This is a genomic window from Leptospira venezuelensis (assembly GCF_002150035.1).
GTDB classification, from domain to species: domain Bacteria; phylum Spirochaetota; class Leptospiria; order Leptospirales; family Leptospiraceae; genus Leptospira_B; species Leptospira_B venezuelensis.
The window spans coordinates 253298-270763 of sequence record NZ_NETS01000010.1 but is presented as its reverse complement, the minus strand read 5'-3'; the positions used below and the strand labels follow the sequence as shown (position 1 = coordinate 270763).

The following is a 17466-nucleotide window of genomic DNA, read 5'->3' as shown; positions in this document are numbered from 1 at the left end:
CCGAGCGGGTTTCTTTATTCTTTGTGATCTGCCTTTCGGTTTTTTTGCTCGCCTGCGCTATTAAATCCGAAAATTCCGGGGACCCAAACACGAAAGAATATTACGAAAATGCAATTATCAGCTGTCTAATTAACGGGTGTGATAAGGAGCTTATTATTACTGGAGGAAATTCTTTGCCAGAGGGAGGATCCTTGGTTTTGTCTATTTCCCTGGCGCATAAGCCGGATTCGTCTTCCGTAACTTATAATTTTTCAACAAGCAATTCTACAATCGCTCCTATTTCCCCAGGCTTGATGATGTTTACTCCTTCTGATTATAATGTTCCTCAAACTTTGACTATCACTGGTGTGTCGGACGATTCTGATTCTACCAATAATTCTATCGTAATCTCCATTCTTACTCCTGATTCGGAGACCATTCCCTATCCGATATTACAAAAAGATAATGATAAATTCGTATTTTCTACACCCGTTTCTTATGCAGGAAATTTCGGCTCCGGCGGTTTTGCGGACTTTGTTTGTCAGAATGAGGCGAATAACTTATTTGGGATTGGACTTCCTTCGGGAACTTATAAAACTTTTGCGGTGGCTGGAACCTGGAGAAGAGCAATGCCTTCTAAGATCGACTGGGTCTTAAAACCCAACAAAGATTATATAGATTTTGCTGGCGGCGCTTTTGTGAAAGCTTTTTCAACGGACGCAAATGCTTTGTTTGCATTCGGAACTGGAAATGGGATAAGTGCAACTGCCGCAGGATACTGGACTGGATTGCAAACTGATTGGTCTACCGCAAATACTTGCCAAGGTTGGACTTCCAATTTGAATACGGATCAGGGCAATTTCGGAGGTAATTCCGATCCGAATGTTGGTGGAATATCTACAGGAACACCCGACTTTTGTAACGTGACAAAGTCTTTAGTTTGCGTTCAGCAATAATTCTATTTTTATAATATAGATTAAGAAATTTTTGTTTTTTCGGTTACCTGGACTGGGTCGGAAAGATGGCGTATGTCCATTCCTGTATTTAAGCGAACTAACTCTTCTGCGATATTCACCGCATAGTCTCCCGCTCTTTCAATTCCTAAGATAATTCTGTATAAATCTGCAAATTGATTTTTATCCAGTCTTGGGTCCAATACGAACTTTAAGAATGCTGCATGGCATAGATTGTTTAGTTCTTCCTCTACAGTGTGCACTGAACCGTAAAATCTGTTTTTTTCTTCCACCAAAGATTCTACAGCCATTCCAACAAGAGTGACTACTCTAGAGAGCATCTTGTCTAAAATTTCCTCTTGTCTGAAAAATCCTTTTGGTAGGAGTCCTCTTCTATAGCAGGTGGCGCAGTTTACGATCTGGTCTCCCATTCTTTCTAAACTTCTGTTGATACGAATGGAAGAAAGTGCAAATCGAAGCGGATCTTTTTTGAGTACAACTTCTCCATCAATTTGGTCCATGCCGAGTAAGTTTCGGTTTGCGATAGCTTCTAAGATTGCATTTTGGGAGAGGTTATCGTTTTGTTTCTCTAAACTATCGATCAGATCGTCCCTTTCGATCACTTGTTTTGCAAGGTCAGGATTTTCTTGTTCGATAGCGTCATCCAAGATCAGGATTTGCTCTAAACATAGCTCCGCCATCGCATATAGATTTTTACGGAGATAATCGAATTTGGAAGCCATGTATCCCCGAAGGTTAACCTCGAATGTACACAACGGTCAAGAGGTTTTTTATTTACACATCGCTATCGTGTTATACCGGGAAGTCTCCTTCCCGGTATATTTTAGATTAAAGAATGGAACGTACTAATATCACTAACATTGCAGTGAAACAAATATATTGGATGATAAATCCTGTAAATCTTACATTCACGTTCCAGACGCCACCACCACTTAAATGAGCACTTGTTTGTAGGATTCTTGCTCCGAATACAATCCAAGCAAGAAGATCAAAAGTATCATTTTGATAACCTGAAAGTATAAAGGTCAAAACCAGAACTGCAAATACGGGAAGACCTTCTACACAATTTAAGTGAGCGCGGTGGATCCTCCAATATAGATCAGAACCGTGTTGTATCCATGCAGGGAACTCGTTGGATTTTTTGGAGCCGGCTAATACCTGCACTGTTCTAAAAGATACAACGATGAGTACCAGTAGAATGGTCCAAGCAGTAAAAGCGATTAATGGAAATAGAGAACTAAACATAGTCCGATAGAGAAAAGTCTAACGGAAAGATTGGCAAGACAAATTTGGTAAATTAAGAGAGAATACTAATATATATCGTTTTTATCTCAAACAATACATATTAGTATTTTATAAAAGGATCAGTCCCCGTCGTTGGAAGAAGGAAGATTAGGAACTCCTAGAACTGAGAACGCATCAATGGTCATTAGGTTCTTTAAAATTTTTGCCTGATCCCAGATTGGTTTTACATTCGCAATGACACTTGTTCCATTCATAGTGGTGCCATCTGCATCAATCTCCGCGTATAAGTCTGCAGTAGCACTGATTTTTGCATCGATCATATTCTTAAAGTTTATGATTTCAGCCTGGATATCATCATCTAAAGAAGAGTTTTGTGCTCTTACTAATTTTGACATAGAGCTGATCTTAGGATCGGCAGGATCCCCTAAATAAGCGAATTCAATTCCTAATAGGTTATCTCTCAGATCTTTATACGCAACTCTGGAATAGATCGCTTCCAAGAAAACTGAATCTGGCTCTTGTCTTTTTCCTGCTCCGGAGCAAGAGACACTTAAACAAGCGGCGTTTCCGAGTTTATTGTCCTGGATCTGGTTTACTAAATTTCCGAGAGATTGGATATAGGTATCGAAAGCTTCTCCCTGAGAACGGAATTGGATCCCTGTTCCTGTAGTGTATTCCCTTAAGAAGTTTCCTCCACTCGGGAGCCATTTATTATATAAATCTAATGCATCTTGATTGATTACCTGAGCAAGAGCTAAGATATAATCTGTTCTTTTAGTGTTGCCAGTGTTTGCAGTATTGATGCTCGCATTTGAATCAATTGTAGTTCTGCTTAGATCCGCGTCAAAAAGTAGAATTTCAAGAGATTCAATACCTTTGTATTTAGGTGGGCAAACGGTTAGGTTTGTTTTGTTTACAGTGGTATTCACAGCAGTGCAAACAGGGGTAGTGCCAGATATAATCTGATTTACAAAGTTGGCACTTGGTCTTGCTCCGGATTTGATAAATCCGTCCATTTTAGTATAATACTCAGTCGGATTAGTAGCTGGTCCGAAATAATACGGTTCTACTTTCTTTAAAGAAACTCTTACTTGGTCCCAAGCAGTTTGCAAGGCAGCAAGATTTGTAACATTCGTGCTGCCGGAAGTAGTGTAAGTAATTGCTGCTGCTTCTAAGGCTGCTGTATCCGTAGTCAATTGTTCCAAACTTGGGATGATTACGAAATTACCAGTATGTTCTAAAAATGCAGAACTTCCTGGTCCGGCTGCCAATAGGAACAAAGGATCTTTCCCGCCACCGCCGCCGCAGGAAACAAAGGAAGATATTAAAATAAAGTATAATGTTTTTCTAAATAAAGAATTAGATAATATGGATCTCATCGCCGATTCTCCTATAAAGATTCCAAAAATTTGATCAGCTTTTGCCTGTCTGTGAGAGATAGATTTTGGAAACCGTTCCTTGCGGTGTCCGCCTCTCCTCCATGCCATAGGATTGCTTCTTCGATCCCATTAGCTCTTCCATCATGCATAAGTCTTAAATGTCCATTTACTTCTTGGATCAGACCGAGTCCCCAAAGAGGAGGCGTTCTCCATTCTTGTCCGTCTGCATCAAAGTCCGGTCTTCCATCGGCAAGGTCAGGACCCATATCATGAAGAAGTAGATCTGTATAAGGTTTGATATATTGGAAAGAAAGTTCAGGAAGTCCTGGGACATTCCCTGTGAGAACAAATGGTTTATGACATGCATCACACTTGATAGAAGAGAATATTGCCTTTCCATCAATTACATCTTGGTCAGATAAGTTTCTTCTGGCAGGAACAGCGACTAATCTGGTATAAAAATTCACAGAATCGGCAATGGATGCAGTGATCTCAGGATCGGCAGTTCCGGATGCAGCAGCTAAACATTGGGTCTGAGTGCTTGGGCAATTGTCTGTCGAAAATAATGGACTTGTGATTCCTATATCTCCTAAAAAAGCACCTTGGTTTTGTTGGAATAAACTTGGCTCGTTTGCTTTCCAACCGAAACGCCCCATAACTTTTTTATGATTTTTGGCGTCCCAAACCATATTCACTTTTCCTGATATTCCATCACCATCGGAATCGGTTGGATCTGCCCAGCCTAAGATTGTGGATTCAGGAATTGCTTCTAATAAACCTAAACCTGGGATCATAGGAGCAGTTCTCGGAGAAAGATTAAAGGAAGAAGGTGCTCCTCCGAAGTTCACATTCCAACTAATCGAATATACTGGAGTGTTTAAGGTTACTGTTCCACCTGAAGTGTAATTTCTTACAACAGGCGTACCTGTATAAGATACTGAAGCTGTACCTTCTGGTGGAGTAAAATTCGCACCAGTTGTACCGTTACAGTCGAAATTGGAATCGTAAGTGAATGGACTAGTGCATCCAATTCCTTTATGATTCAATTGAAGTCCGAAAGAATCTAAACCTACAGGTCCACCGGTAGTAGGATCTGAAACTCCAACCTTAGAAAGTCGTATCAAAATCCCAACGGAGCTAAATAAGGTCCCTCCGCCACTAGGTGGGGCTCCTCTTCCATCACTTGCATGGCAGTTTTGGCAAGAACTTGTATTAAAGGTTGGCCCTAAGCCAGAGGAGGCACTATTGCCTTCTGCTACCCAAGCTCTATTGAAAAAGTTATTCCCTGTATTAAATTTAATTCCATCGGAACTCAAGTTTACAAAAGGAGTATCGAAAGAAGTTGGGTTGGAGATAAATCGCGTGCCATATCCTCCGGAGAAAGCTTCTCCCGGGTCCGGTGCAATACTTGTTTGGTTCGCGATTATTGCAGCTATTCCAAGAGGATCTGTTCCTTCTTTTCCACCGCAGTAAAAAAAGTTTAGAAGAATAGATACTAAGATCGGGATCGTTTTGTTGAAACGTCTCCGAGATGGATTCGGTTCCGGAGTTTTTCCCGAACCGAAGTTTAAGTTTTTATCACAGTTCATATTTTTATATTTTTCGGAGGTTTTCACAGGAACCGAACCTGCTAATTCATTTTAAAGACCTTTCATTCCGGAACTACCGAGAACCCGATAGCCGCAGCAGCTGCTACGAAATCCCTATTCAATGTTGACCCGATCAATCTTTGCACATTCACTAAAATTCCATGTTGGCTATCTGCAGAAGAAATTGCTTGGTCGAACCTATGAGTTAAACTTCCTGCAGGGCAACTGGTCCTAAAGTTAGGATCTTGGGACTCTGTGTCAGCAAGATTGATGCAGAAAAGATTTCTAGATTTTTCGATCTCAGCTTGGATGGAACCTTGTTGCTTAAAGCTTAATATAGCAGAGAGCCCAGGCCCTGTGCTAACATTCACACCTTTTTGGATGCTATAATTTCCAGTCCAGATATTCAATACGCCTTGTGCATCATAGTAGAAGTCTGCTTTAGTTGTATCACTGAAACAAGAATGTTCTTCTTCTTGGGTTTCGCCGATCACTCCGGTAAGACGTTCTCCACCCCATTCTCCCGCCATGAAGGAACCTAATCCTTGGAAAATATTTCCAACGGATGTATTTACATTTGCGGAATCTAAGAAAGTTTCTCTAAAGTTTCCAGTATTAGCAGGATCCCAATGGTCTTTTATCAAACCAAGGTGAACAACTAATCTGTCAGTAATAGTTTTTAAATAATGTCTGCGTCTTGCACCGTTTCCAGTTGCATCAGCAAAATAGCTGGAAAGTCTATCTCCTGCGCCCGTATTGCTTGTATCTTTTCCCCATAGTAAGTATTCAATAGGATGATATCCAGTTAATACGATCTTATCTTCTTGAGGTTCTGCTTCTCCACCTAAGTTAGTATCTCCGATTTCGCCATAGATCGAAGAGAAAGTGGTAACACTATTCCCACCGTTATTGATGTAAGCATCTACTGCGTCCTCATCTAATGGCCATGCATTTAGAAGACCTTCACAATCGTGAGGTTGTGATGCGGTTCCAGTAGGTTCACAATCAAGCACAGTATCAGTATCGATTGGACCGCCGCTGAAACGGAATCCTTCAGTGATCAAATAACTCGCTCGAGCTTTGACCCAAAGATTTCGAAGGTTGGTCAGATCGGAAGCGCTAGGTGTTGCAGTAGAATCAAAAGTAGCAACTGCGGCTGCTAAGTTTGACGCGTCCAATTCTGCTTGGGTATAGGACTCGAAAGCAAGTTCCGCATATCGGTTTAAAAATTGAGGCTTACTTGCGCTAGCAGGAATATCCAAACCTAAAAGCGCTGCTGCGGCACTATTATCACTGCTCGGGCCCTCACAAGAAATCAGGGAACCAAATAGAGTAACGCTGAATAGAATTGAAAAAATTTTTGTTTGGATGTTCCGCATGGAAATCTCCTTAAAATTTGGGAAAAATCCCCGGTCCGGATAAAATCCGGCCGGGGCCAGAGATGAACTGTGGGGATGACTCCCTCCGGCTCCTGGGACAGGGACCGGCTTGATTTTGCAAGTGAGAATAAGTCTCAAGAGAAGTCAATAAGGATTTTTCCTCACACTGCAATCCATCTCAGGCCACCTCGGGAAATTTTTATCTAAAATCCCGTTTCGCTTCAATATATCTGAAAGAGGTAATCCCTTTGGATTAAAAGAAACTGAGGCTGACTCTCAAAATTTTCTACAATGGGAACCTGGTCAATCCGAAAAAGGTCTGGAATAAAAGATTGTTAAATTTCCGTCAATAAGCCATGAGAAGTATCTTCAGTAAGTATTTCGAATGCTGCACTTCTGGCAGATCTCAAACGAAGTGGGGAAGTTTCTCCTTTTCTTTGGACCAGAACCTCTGCTCGAGCTATCTTGCTATTCAGGCAAAATTTCCAACCGCCCGGAGGATTTGCATAACGTAGGCAGGCGAAGTCTTTTTTATCTGCGTGAATTCTTCCTTCTATTCTAATCTCAGGAGAAGTAGCATGAAATTTCCAATCGAAATACTGATAGCTTGCTCTTCCGAATGAGGAAAACAATTTGTTCAGATTATATTCTTGTCCGTGCAAACGTAAAACAATTGGAGTGATTGCTGGAGTCCAGAAGGGACCAATTTTGATCTTTGCAGTTGCCAATTCAAGGAAGGAACCTTCTTCCCCGTCAAAACCTGCAACTTGACCCCATGCATATTGATCTGTATGTTTTGAACCCCAGTTATGATTCTGGCTTCCTCTCCAATCCTTCAGATCTATTTTATCATTTTCTAATTTTACAAATCCATTAAGTAGTAGAGAAGGCTTTCCGACGAGGACTTTTGCCTTCGGAAAACCGCCCGAATATAGATTTTTAGGGAATAAAAAAAGAGGGTTGTCTCCTCCGGAAAAGTTTAGGTCCCATTCAATATTTGTAGAACCTTGCTTATTTCCTGAATTTCCCTTAAGTCCTTTATGATCTTGGATAGAAGAGCCGATTCGAACTTTAAATGGATCTCCAGAAAATTCACATTCTGAGATAGGATATTCAGATTTGGAAACATAATGTTTGCCATTTTCTCCGTCGAAATAGATTGCCCATAATTCTCCTATAGAATCTTGGGGTGAATTTTTCGGCGAAAAAATAGTATAACGAATCCAGATTGCGAGTGGACGAGAGGGATGATTTCCTCTTACGAACCAACTTTCATAATGACCTGCATTCGAGTCGGAACGGAATCTGGGAAAATCATAATCTTCGTCAATATTCATGGAGGAAATATTTGATCTTTCTCAACAAGGAGCAACTATAATCTGCAATCGAGCTAAGATCCTGCTTAAATTTCTTCTTAAAAAATAACCCGAAAAGATTTATAGTGTCGACGAGTTTGGAGAGAGTAAGAAAGATTTGAATATGGAAATTCCATCCTATTCACCTTCCACTTGGAGAGACACAGTTGCCAAGTATGCTGAGGAAATTCTTCGCATTGGTCACGATAAGTCCCCGTTTTGGATCGCTCTTCGCACATTTATTTCTGCAGCATGCGAGACCGACGATCCGGAACCTTTCTATGATGATCTTGACTCAGGTTTCAAAAGGGAGTTAACAGAAGAGGATGAGGCACGTTTGGACGAGGCGTTGTCTTCTTTTTGGGACCAAGCAACTGCAGTGCTGATTGCAATTTCAGAAGCTTATAGCGAAGAAGACGAGGATCGAAGTGAAGAAATCACTGACGAGGCGATTTCAGGCCTATTATCCGGATTGAACGATGCCGGTGTTAAAACAATGTCAGATGCAGAACTTCTGGAAATAGCAGTTCTGGTCCTGAACAGTAGATTAAATTTTCATAATGTTCCTGTTGAGGCGAATTTTTCTATCAAAAGTTTGAATTCTATTCCGGATTTGGAGGAGAGAAGGATCTTAGAACCTTTTGTTACCTTCTTGATCGAAGATTTCAAATCGGTAGAAGATAGAGAAGAAAGGTTCGCACTTCTTATGCAGATCTTATTTGATACTTTATGGGCTTTGTTTTATCTTAGTCTAGAAGAAGACGAAGAATAGATCATTCTCCGGTCTTTTCTCCCACTCTTAGTTTTTCCTTTCTAAAAGAAATAATTGCGATCCCTAAACTTAGGATCGCAAGAAAGGAACTCACTATAAATGGTGCTCCAGGGAAGTACGGTTGTATACCTTCTCTCGTAAAATAAGAAAAAACAAAACTCATAAGTAATGGGCCTAAAATAGAACTTAGGCTCATCATACTTCCCATAATTCCTTGGAACTCTCCTTGTTGCGTGGGAGAAACGTGATTGGAAATATAACCTTGGATTGCGGGAGTTGCAATAAAACAAAACGAGAAGGGCACAAGCAGTGCATAAAGCATCCATTCCTCCCAAGCGAAAGCGAATAACGCACTCATAACCACTCTTGCAAATATCCCCAAATAAGCAGAATTTTTTTGTCCTAACTTAGGAATAATAATCCTAAGTAATCCTCCTTGAACAACTGCAAGAGATGCACCCACTACAGCAAGAGAGAAGCCGATCTTAGTAGCGGTCCATTGGAATTTGTTCATCGTGAAGTAAGACCAACTAGTTTCCATACAATGGTTCGCTACGAATATTAGAAATAATGAAAGTACTAAACCGCTCAAAGGTCCGGGGTAGCGGAAAAAGGCTACAACTGATCCGAATGGATTTGCCATAACCCAATTGAATTTTCTTCTGTTCTCTTCTATAAGAGTTTCGGGTAATACAAAATATCCATATACCCAATTCAAAAGGGAAAGAGAAGAGGCCACCCAGAATGGAGCTCTCGGACCGAATTCTGAAAATAAACCTCCGATGATTGGGCCTATGATGAATCCCATACCAAAAGCCATTCCTACTAAACCTAAGTTTTGAGATCTTTTTTCAGGAGGACTTATATCTGCGATGATTGCACCTGCGACCCCATAGCTCGCTCCTGTGATCCCTGCGATAATCCTTCCTACAAATAACCAAAATACATTCGGTGCTAAAGCTAAGAACGCGTAATCAATTCCTAATCCAAATAAGGAAGCGAGCAATACCGGTCTTCTTCCGAATCGATCACTTAAGCCGCCGATGATAGGAGCGCAGAAAAATTGAGTAATCGCATATGTAAAGGACAGGAGTCCTCCGTAAACTGCTGCAGTGCTTAAGTTTCCCTGCAGCATATCTTTTAGAAGATTAGGAACCACCGGGATAATGATCCCGAATCCAATAAAATCGATGAGTAATGTAAAAAGTAAAAATTGAAGCGCGGATTTTTTTGGGACTGTCATATTGAGTGTTACGAAAAGTTGATTTAGACCCGTTCTATAGCGATTAAACTGATATCATCTTGCGGTTGGGAATATCCCAGCCATTTATCTAAATCTTTCATTACCATATCAGGGATATTTTCGATCGGTTCTTCTGAAAGTTCGGAGATCCTCTTTCTGAGCCTGGATTCTCCCCAGGCTTCTCTTTTTGAATTGAATTGTTCGAATACTCCGTCTGAAAAAAGGAACATCCTATCCCCATTTAAAAAATCCAATTCCTGGTTCTCATAACTTTTTTTGTGTTTTAATCCTATGATGGCACCTGTCCTTCTTAAATTCATAAGATGAGAAGAATGTACTAAGATCTGATCTGGATGGCCCGCAGATGCATAAACTAATCTGTTTTCTCTCGCGTAAATATCTACGATGATAGAAGAGAATATTGTCCCTAAAGAAGAGAATTTTCTCTGGAACTTATCATCCAATAAATCCAAACAGAATCCTGGATCTTTTGCTCCGAATTTGATCCCTTCATATTCTGCCTTGATCGCCATAGTGACTAACGCAGCTTGGACTCCGTGACCAGTTGCATCTGCAAGAAAGATTCGGTACACTCCGGGGGAAATTTCGAAAATATCGTAAAAGTCTCCACCGACTTCATCTCTTGGAAGATATTTAACTGCGTATTTTAATTCTTTGTAAGATTCCACATTTTCAGGAAAAAGTTTTTTCTGAATTCTTTGAGCAACAAGTAGATCTTTCCGTATTCTTTCTAAAGAGTGATTTAATTCGGAAGTTTTTTCGAGGACAAGAACTTCTAAATTATCTTTTAAGATGTTCAATGCGCTATTTGTGATCCTTAAATTTTCGCTGAGTATTTCAGATTTTCTAAATGCTCTTGCGATTCTTCTGGAAAGCACTAAGGATTGAGAGAGAGTAAATACTAAAAGTCCATAAGGAGAAAGATTTATCCCTCTCAAATTCAATTTGTCCCAAAGTAGATCTATTCCTACTGTAATGCCGAATGCAAAAAATCCTGTGAGAAATAGGAGAGAATCTTCCCTTTTTTTCCAAACTCCTAAACAGACTGTGAATAGAACATATAGTAAGCCGATTCCAGTTACTATCTGAAATGGCCCTACGATATTTGTAAAAAATCCGATCGGAAATAATAGAGTTATATCATAAGCGATGGCTAACACCCAAGCAACCGCCGGCACCCAAGAGAATGTATCCTCAGGAAACAAGGAACGATGGAACATCAAAAAGATCGGAACTGCAGTATAGAAGGAGAAAAATTCTAATCTAAAAACAGATTCCCAAGGAAAGTCTGGAAAAATTTCCAGGACTAGCCTATTACCGATCAAGGCAACTCTCAAAGTTAATAAAAACGTAAATAACGCAAAATAGAATGCGGACTTTTCCTTTCTTCTGAACAGAAAAAGGCCTGTGTGATAAAGACCGATAAGAAGAAGTCCACCAAATAGAAAAGATTCTCTGGATTGAGTGATTAACTTTTCTCTATAAATTGCTTCCAAGGTTCCTAATTTTGGGACCTGCCAAAATCCGCCGAAATTATTGATCCAGTTGGATCCCTGTATTAAAATTTCAGTATTCGTTTTTTCTACTCTTAAAGGCAGATATACGGATTTGATCTTAGGAATTTCAGAAGAAGGTTCCAAACTAGGAGTGCCGGAAGAATAGACTAATCTTCCGTTATAATATAATTTATAGGCGGATGCAAAATCAGGCATCATGAGCCCAATTTCTTTTTTCAGATCTTCTTCGGAGAAGATGATGGATAAACGAAAACTTGCGGCTCCTTCTCTTGGAAGTACTTGATCTCCTTTTTTAGTGTCCTGCCAAGAATGAGGAACAGATAACATGTCCCATTGAGCAGCTTTGCTTTTTTCAGGAGAAACAAATTCTCCGTATAAAAATTGCCAATTCCCATTTAATGGAATGAGCTCGGAGTGTTCGGCAAGATCCTGAGAGGAAATTTGCAACACTCCGTCTTGGATCGGTGATGCTTCTAAAGAGAAACAAAACCAGAATATAGAAAGAAGTATAAGAGACCGCTTCACTTACCGTTAGGATAAGCAGAAGTAAAAGCGTGTCTAATGTTTTTTGAGAACAGAATTCAATCGATCTGGATAATCTGTAATAATTCCATCTACGCCTGTTTTAATTAATCTTTCCATTTCCCCTATATCATTTACGGTCCAAGGAATCACTTTAATTCCTAAAGAATGAGCCTTGGAAACAAATTCATCAGTTACGTACAAGAAATAAGGAGAAATAATATCCGCCTTTAACTCTTTTGTTTGATTTAAAACAAGTTCTCTTCTGAAATTACCGAGCCCGAATTTCATTGCAGCCCCTTGGGGATAGGTGAGTGAGAATAACGCAGAAGTTTTGATCTTAGGGTTTTTTTTCTTAACGAGCGAGAGTGCAGGAAGATAGAAAGATTGGATAGTAGTTCGATCTGTAACCTTAGCAGTTTCGATTGCTTTGATTAAAAGACTTACATGAGTTTCGAAAATTTCATTGGAAACCTGTGACTCAGAGTCATTTGGGAATTTTGTTTCTATATTAAACTTAGGAACAACTTTTCTTTTTCCTGTTCTTTCCCAAGTTTGAACTTTTTCAAAAAATTCTTGGATAGTCAAAAGTTCTGTTCCTGGAACAGAAACCTGTTCTGGAAATTTAGGATTTTTTTTGGTCCCACAATCCAGTTCTTTTAATTCTGCAAGAGTCAGTTCATAGATGGATTTAGAAATAATTTCTGATCCATCTTTCTTAGAACATAGTGCTGGATTCGACTCAGAATCGTGATGTATTATAATTTTCTGATCTTTAGTCAGGACGGTATCAAGTTCAATCGTTGTCATTCCTTGAGAAAGCGCTTCTTCGAATGCTGGCCAAGTGTTTTCCGGCTTTAGACCTCTGGCTCCTCTATGGCCTTGTAGATCTAAATTTCCTTCAATAGGAGTATTTCGAATTTGTTCTCCGCTGCAAGATACATATAGCAGAAAGAATAATAAGAATGTTTGTTTGATACTGAATGATTTCATGCTTCCGATCATAATATAATTTTTAAAAATATTCCAGCAAATGCTCCGCCGACTAAAGGTGCAAGGATTGGAAGCCATGCATATTTCCAGCCGGAGTTCCCTTTGTTCGCAATCGGAAGAATATAATGTGCCAACCTTGGTCCTAAATCTCTTGCAGGATTGATCGCATATCCTGTGGTCCCTCCCATAGAAAGTCCGATCACCCAGACAAGAAGACCCACATATCCAACTCCAATGGGAGTTGTTACATCTGCGATCTGAGGGGAGAATATGGAATAGATCCCTAAGATCAATAAAAAGGTACCTAAGAATTCGCTAATAAAATTAGAAGGAGGATTAGAGATCGCAGGATCTGTAGAGAACACTGCTAAAATTTTTCCAGAATCCTTTGTTTCTTTCCAATGGGGAAGATAATGTAGATAGACCGCGACGGCTCCTAAAAATGCTCCCAATAATTGTGCAGGAAGGTATATTGGAATTTTTGAATATTCTCCCGATTGGACAGCAAATGCTAAAGTGACTGCAGGGTTTAAATGAGCATCCGTACTTCCGAATGCCTTTGCCGTAAAAACCCCCAGTATTACAGCGAATGCCCAAGCAGCAGTGATCACGATCCAGCCGGAATCTTTTGCTTTAGATTTTTCTAATAAAACTCCGGCTACTACTCCGTCTCCTAAAAGTATGAGCACAAATGTACCTAAGAATTCTCCAAAAAAAGGGGACGTCATCTATATATTACCTCATTTTTCCCATTAATTTAACTGTAGCTTTTCTTCCGATCAGCTTAGAAACTTTTACTAAAACTTTATTCGGAAGTCCTGAAACAACGGTAGGGGAACTTCTTTTTTTCAAAGCCGCCAAAGCGTATTCAACTAAGGTTTCTGCAGATTGAGCGATAGCTTTTGGAAAATCTTTTGGATCTCCTCCAGCCCTTTCAAAAAAGTTAGAAACTGTCACACCAGGACAAAGTCCCATAACATAGACTCCTCTCTTTCTCTGCTCATACCATAAAGACTCGCTGAAAGAAGTTACGAACGCCTTAGTCGCAGAATAAACCCCGGAAGAAGGCATAGGTACCAGACCCAATGTAGAGGAGATATTCATTAGAGAATCCCCAGACTGAGATTTTTTTAAGAAAGAGTAAGATAAAGAAACAAGAGAATCTATATTAAGACGGGTCATCGCCTGTAGTCTGGAAAGATCTGCCTTAGCAAACGGTCCATATACTCCGAACCCAGCATTATTTATTAATAAATCATAATGATTCTCTTCTAATTCTTTTTGGATCTTTGCTGTTGATTTTGGATCTGATAAGTCTGCGACAATAAATGTGTGGCCTTTGCCAAGTTCATCTACCAGTTGTTTGAGTCTTACTTCGTTTCTTGCTACTGCAGTGATCTTATAACCTTTTGCTGCAAGTTGTTTGGCGAATTCTCTTCCGATACCTTCGCTTGCTCCGGTGACTAAAGCTTTCATCCTTTCCTCCCCTAAACATTCCGAAAAAGTCCAGAATTCATTTAGTTCTAAAAGTTTTCGCAGAATTGTTCCGCAAGATCGGCTAGTTGAGCAAGCTTAAAAATGTAAACAAATGGTAGAATCCTTCTAAAAGAATTATGAATTCGGTCGGTTCTGCAGAAGTTTTTCTCTTTCTTCTTCCATAACCCGAATCGATTTACGGGTAAAATCCAAAATGATCTTTAATTCTTCGGCGGTATAACCAGACAGTTGTTCCCAAACTGATTTTGCCAAACCTTCGAATAAGCTTCCTATTTTCTGCATAGCTGCCATATCTTGGGTCAGAAAAATTCTCACCTTTCTTCTATCATTTGGATCATTCTTACGTTCAACCAATCCCTTTTTCTCTAAACGATCAATGAGAGAAGTTACAGCACCGGTGCTTAGGCCCATATTTTTAGAAATTTCTCCAGCAGTTTGGGGGCCTTGTGTGAATAAAAAGTCCACACATTTGTGATCGGTAATATGTAGCCCGAGTCGATCTGCGATGGTTTGGTGAAACAAAATGGATACTGTGCTCAGGTTCTTGGAATCGGCCATAATGGATTCCATCAATTCGGGCTTAGTTTTTGGGATTTTTTTGTCTTGCAATTATCTTGACCATCAAATATCTCGATAATTAAGATAATTAATCATCGAGTTAATTCGATTTAAGGAGAACAAACATGGTAGAAAATAGCAAGAACGAAATTCCGGATTACCCTTGGTATTCTTGGGGATCTCCAATCGGTTTAGGAATTTGGATGGTTTCCGCTTCTAGTTCCTTCTCGGTTTTCGTATATTTTTTAGCTCAGGCTTATACAGTAGTGAAGGCAAGTTTTGGCAGTTGAACAAAAGAAGAAGGTCCAGTAAAAACCGGACCTTCTGTTTATTCCCTGCTTGGAAGCCGGGAGACTCGAATATTAATAAACTTTATTAGAGTTTATTAATAAGATTTTTTCCAGAGTTGATTGCTAGTATTTTTGAATTCCCATTGGCTCACTAAAGATCCACTGGAAGTTCCATTTGCATCAACCGCATACAATGAGTTGATTCTATTTCGGATACTATCTCCCACAAAATCGAATCTCATATTGTTCATGTCCTTACAATCCCAGAGAGCGATCTTTCCTCCGTTACGGGCTTCGCCACCGTTATCCATACATTTATTTGGATTCAATTTACTTCTGAGGAAGCTGTTTCCGGCATCGTAATACCATTTTTGAGCGTCTGTACCGTTACAATTGTAAACCTGGATCCTTGCTCCATTATCAGTGCTGCTCTTATTTACATCTAAGCAAAGATTAGAAGCCTGGTTGACCAGAGCAAAGTAAGGAGTTTCATAATTTTTCTCCCAACGTTGGTTGTTTCCACCATGCCAAGTCCATTGACTTACTAAAGAACCACTTGTAGAACCGTTTGCATCCACAGCGATAGATTCGTTTTGTCTAACTCTCATAGAATCGTCGTAAAAATCGAATCTCATATTATCTATATTGTCTCTACAATCCCAGAGGACTATCTTTCCTCCGTTCCAATTCTCCGCGCCATTATCCAAACATTTATCATTATTCAGTTTGCTTCTTAGATGACTTGTTGAATGTTCATAGAACCATTTTTGCGCGTTAGTGTTATTACAGTTCCAAACTTGGACACGAGTACCATTATCGGTTCCGCTATTGCTTACATCTAAACATAGATTGGATTGTTTACTTTTTAAAGTGAAGTATCTTGGTTCAAGATCATTCACATCCATACATGCTTCGAATGCATATTGAGAGAAACGAGGTCCCGCAAAGTCTACCATAGCAATATTGATACGTTGTCCTGATTTTTTAGCTTCTCTATCTAAGTCGTAAACAAAACTTGCATGATCCAATTTATCATTAGTAAGATCTTCGATACTTCCCCAATAAGGCGGAAAGATAATCTGAGCAGCATTTGGAGTTAGGATCATTTGAGCTACGTAAAATCTACCTTCTCTATTGTCCTTGATGCGAGCTCTAAGTGCGTTAATCAAATCTCCTTCGCTTCCTGTGTTTTGCCAGTCGCTCTTCATTGTCTGGCCTTGGTTCCAATAAAGTTGAGATAAGTCTGCGTAATTTCCACCACCCCAGATCAGGATTACGTTTTTGTCCAGATCCCAAAGTTGACCGAAATTTACAGAGTTCCCTAAATTGCGAGGGGCCATTCTAGAACCTAAATAAGGAAGAACCAATTGGTCTTTCAGCTCGTAATGTTCTGCATCGCTCATGCTGTCCACATTCTGGATATGAACGAATACGATCTCTTTTTTACGATTGTTCACGAAGCTGGAGATATGTTGGAACACTTCCTGAGCTGAAACAGAGACACTGGATCCATGGTGGATCTTAAATTGACCGTCTATCTTTTTGATCCTTAGATCGAAGTAGCGATATCCAAGAGACAATTGTTCTCCCACGGTGTATTCTTGAGTTTGGGAAATATTTTCGTCGATTCCCTGGATTCCATAAGTTCCAGAGTCATGTGTTCCCGGAATACAAATGTTTCTAAGCTGAGTATTGGATCTGGATTGAAATCCGCTGCTCATCCAAGATTGCGGGTCTATCTGTAATTTAGGGGCATAAACAGGAATTGGACTTCTTCCGTTTTTACCCTTAGTTCCACCTCCTTCGAACGGGATCCCGCTTGGTTGATCCAGAGGAGAAGGAGCCAGATATTCTGCTTTATAATTTATGTCTGCGCCGAGAGAACCACCGGATTTGCCGTTGGATTGCACTAAAAATAACAAAGAATCGTAGTTTGAGGAGGAATCTTTGCATCCGGCTCCAATCAGGGACAAAGCGCAAATAAATGCGGCACCCACGATTCGGGAGGAAAACACCTTGGAACTTTTCATTTTTTCACCATTCGGGATCTATTTTTCTGCATTATAAAAATTTAATGCTTATCTCCGGTAGACGGAGTAGAAAAAGAAATACTGGGAAGTTTTTCCCTGTCAACGTCCTTTCAAATATTTTTA

At 39.9% G+C, this 17466-nt stretch carries 16 protein-coding genes; 3 read left to right on the top strand and 13 right to left on the bottom strand.

Features of this window, described 5'->3' with window-relative positions; translation table 11 throughout:
• The first annotated feature begins 197 nt into the window (after nt 1–197).
• On the top strand, nt 198–935 hold the full coding sequence (locus B1C82_RS08425; RefSeq protein ID WP_234008244.1) for a DUF1554 domain-containing protein: 738 nt from the start codon (nt 198–200) through the stop codon (nt 933–935).
• Between the two features lie 20 nt (nt 936–955).
• Here the strand turns inward: B1C82_RS08425 and B1C82_RS08420 are convergent, their stop codons facing one another.
• From B1C82_RS08420 to B1C82_RS08395, 6 genes are all read right to left on the bottom strand, one after another.
• Nucleotides 956–1675, bottom strand: a complete 720-nt coding sequence (locus B1C82_RS08420) for a phosphate signaling complex PhoU family protein (RefSeq protein WP_086447169.1) — start codon at nt 1673–1675, stop codon at nt 956–958.
• Between the two features lie 106 nt (nt 1676–1781).
• Complete coding sequence (locus tag B1C82_RS08415; RefSeq protein WP_086447168.1) at nt 1782–2198, bottom strand: MAPEG family protein; 417 nt, start codon at nt 2196–2198, stop codon at nt 1782–1784.
• Between the two features lie 119 nt (nt 2199–2317).
• Nucleotides 2318–3577, bottom strand: a complete 1260-nt coding sequence (locus B1C82_RS08410) for an imelysin family protein (RefSeq protein ID WP_086447167.1) — start codon at nt 3575–3577, stop codon at nt 2318–2320.
• Nucleotides 3578–3588: 11 nt separating this feature from the next.
• Nucleotides 3589–5166 carry a di-heme oxidoreductase family protein gene (locus B1C82_RS08405; RefSeq protein WP_086447166.1) on the bottom strand — a complete coding sequence of 526 codons (1578 nt, stop codon included), beginning with the start codon at nt 5164–5166 and terminating at the stop codon, nt 3589–3591.
• Nucleotides 5167–5228: 62 nt separating this feature from the next.
• The gene (locus B1C82_RS08400; protein ID WP_086448524.1) at nt 5229–6545 is read right to left on the bottom strand and encodes an imelysin family protein; all 1317 of its coding nucleotides are present in this window, start codon (nt 6543–6545) and stop codon (nt 5229–5231) included.
• A gap of 335 nt (nt 6546–6880) precedes the next feature.
• Nucleotides 6881–7882 (bottom strand): hypothetical protein, encoded by a 1002-nt coding sequence (locus B1C82_RS08395; protein ID WP_086447165.1) that lies wholly within the window; start codon nt 7880–7882, stop codon nt 6881–6883.
• Between the two features lie 142 nt (nt 7883–8024).
• Here B1C82_RS08395 and B1C82_RS08390 point away from each other — a divergent pair, with 142 nt between their 5' ends.
• The gene (locus B1C82_RS08390; RefSeq protein WP_086447164.1) at nt 8025–8672 is read left to right on the top strand and encodes a hypothetical protein; all 648 of its coding nucleotides are present in this window, start codon (nt 8025–8027) and stop codon (nt 8670–8672) included.
• 1 nt (nt 8673) lies between these two features.
• On the opposite strand, the gene B1C82_RS08385 is transcribed toward B1C82_RS08390, so the two are convergent.
• The 6 genes from B1C82_RS08385 to B1C82_RS08360 form a co-directional block, all read right to left on the bottom strand.
• Nucleotides 8674–9915 carry a TCR/Tet family MFS transporter gene (locus B1C82_RS08385; RefSeq protein WP_086447163.1) on the bottom strand — a complete coding sequence of 414 codons (1242 nt, stop codon included), beginning with the start codon at nt 9913–9915 and terminating at the stop codon, nt 8674–8676.
• Nucleotides 9916–9938: 23 nt separating this feature from the next.
• Complete coding sequence (locus B1C82_RS08380) at nt 9939–11978, bottom strand: PP2C family protein-serine/threonine phosphatase (protein ID WP_086447162.1); 2040 nt, start codon at nt 11976–11978, stop codon at nt 9939–9941.
• 33 nt (nt 11979–12011) lie between these two features.
• Nucleotides 12012–12968: a glycerophosphodiester phosphodiesterase gene (locus B1C82_RS08375; protein ID WP_086448523.1), complete on the bottom strand. Its 957-nt coding sequence runs from the start codon at nt 12966–12968 to the stop codon at nt 12012–12014.
• Nucleotides 12969–12976: 8 nt separating this feature from the next.
• Nucleotides 12977–13696 carry an MIP/aquaporin family protein gene (locus B1C82_RS08370; protein ID WP_086447161.1) on the bottom strand — a complete coding sequence of 240 codons (720 nt, stop codon included), beginning with the start codon at nt 13694–13696 and terminating at the stop codon, nt 12977–12979.
• Between the two features lie 7 nt (nt 13697–13703).
• Nucleotides 13704–14444 carry an SDR family NAD(P)-dependent oxidoreductase gene (locus B1C82_RS08365; RefSeq protein ID WP_086447160.1) on the bottom strand — a complete coding sequence of 247 codons (741 nt, stop codon included), beginning with the start codon at nt 14442–14444 and terminating at the stop codon, nt 13704–13706.
• A gap of 135 nt (nt 14445–14579) precedes the next feature.
• On the bottom strand, nt 14580–15023 hold the full coding sequence (locus B1C82_RS08360; protein WP_234008242.1) for a MarR family transcriptional regulator: 444 nt from the start codon (nt 15021–15023) through the stop codon (nt 14580–14582).
• A gap of 125 nt (nt 15024–15148) precedes the next feature.
• On the opposite strand from B1C82_RS08360, the gene B1C82_RS20660 reads away from it, so the two are divergent.
• Complete coding sequence (locus B1C82_RS20660) at nt 15149–15313, top strand: hypothetical protein (RefSeq protein WP_167373753.1); 165 nt, start codon at nt 15149–15151, stop codon at nt 15311–15313.
• Nucleotides 15314–15408: 95 nt separating this feature from the next.
• On the opposite strand, the gene B1C82_RS08355 is transcribed toward B1C82_RS20660, so the two are convergent.
• Entirely contained in the window at nt 15409–17343 is a 1935-nt protein-coding gene (locus B1C82_RS08355; RefSeq protein WP_086447158.1) for a ricin-type beta-trefoil lectin domain protein, read from the bottom strand.
• Nucleotides 17344–17466: the final 123 nt, after the last annotated feature.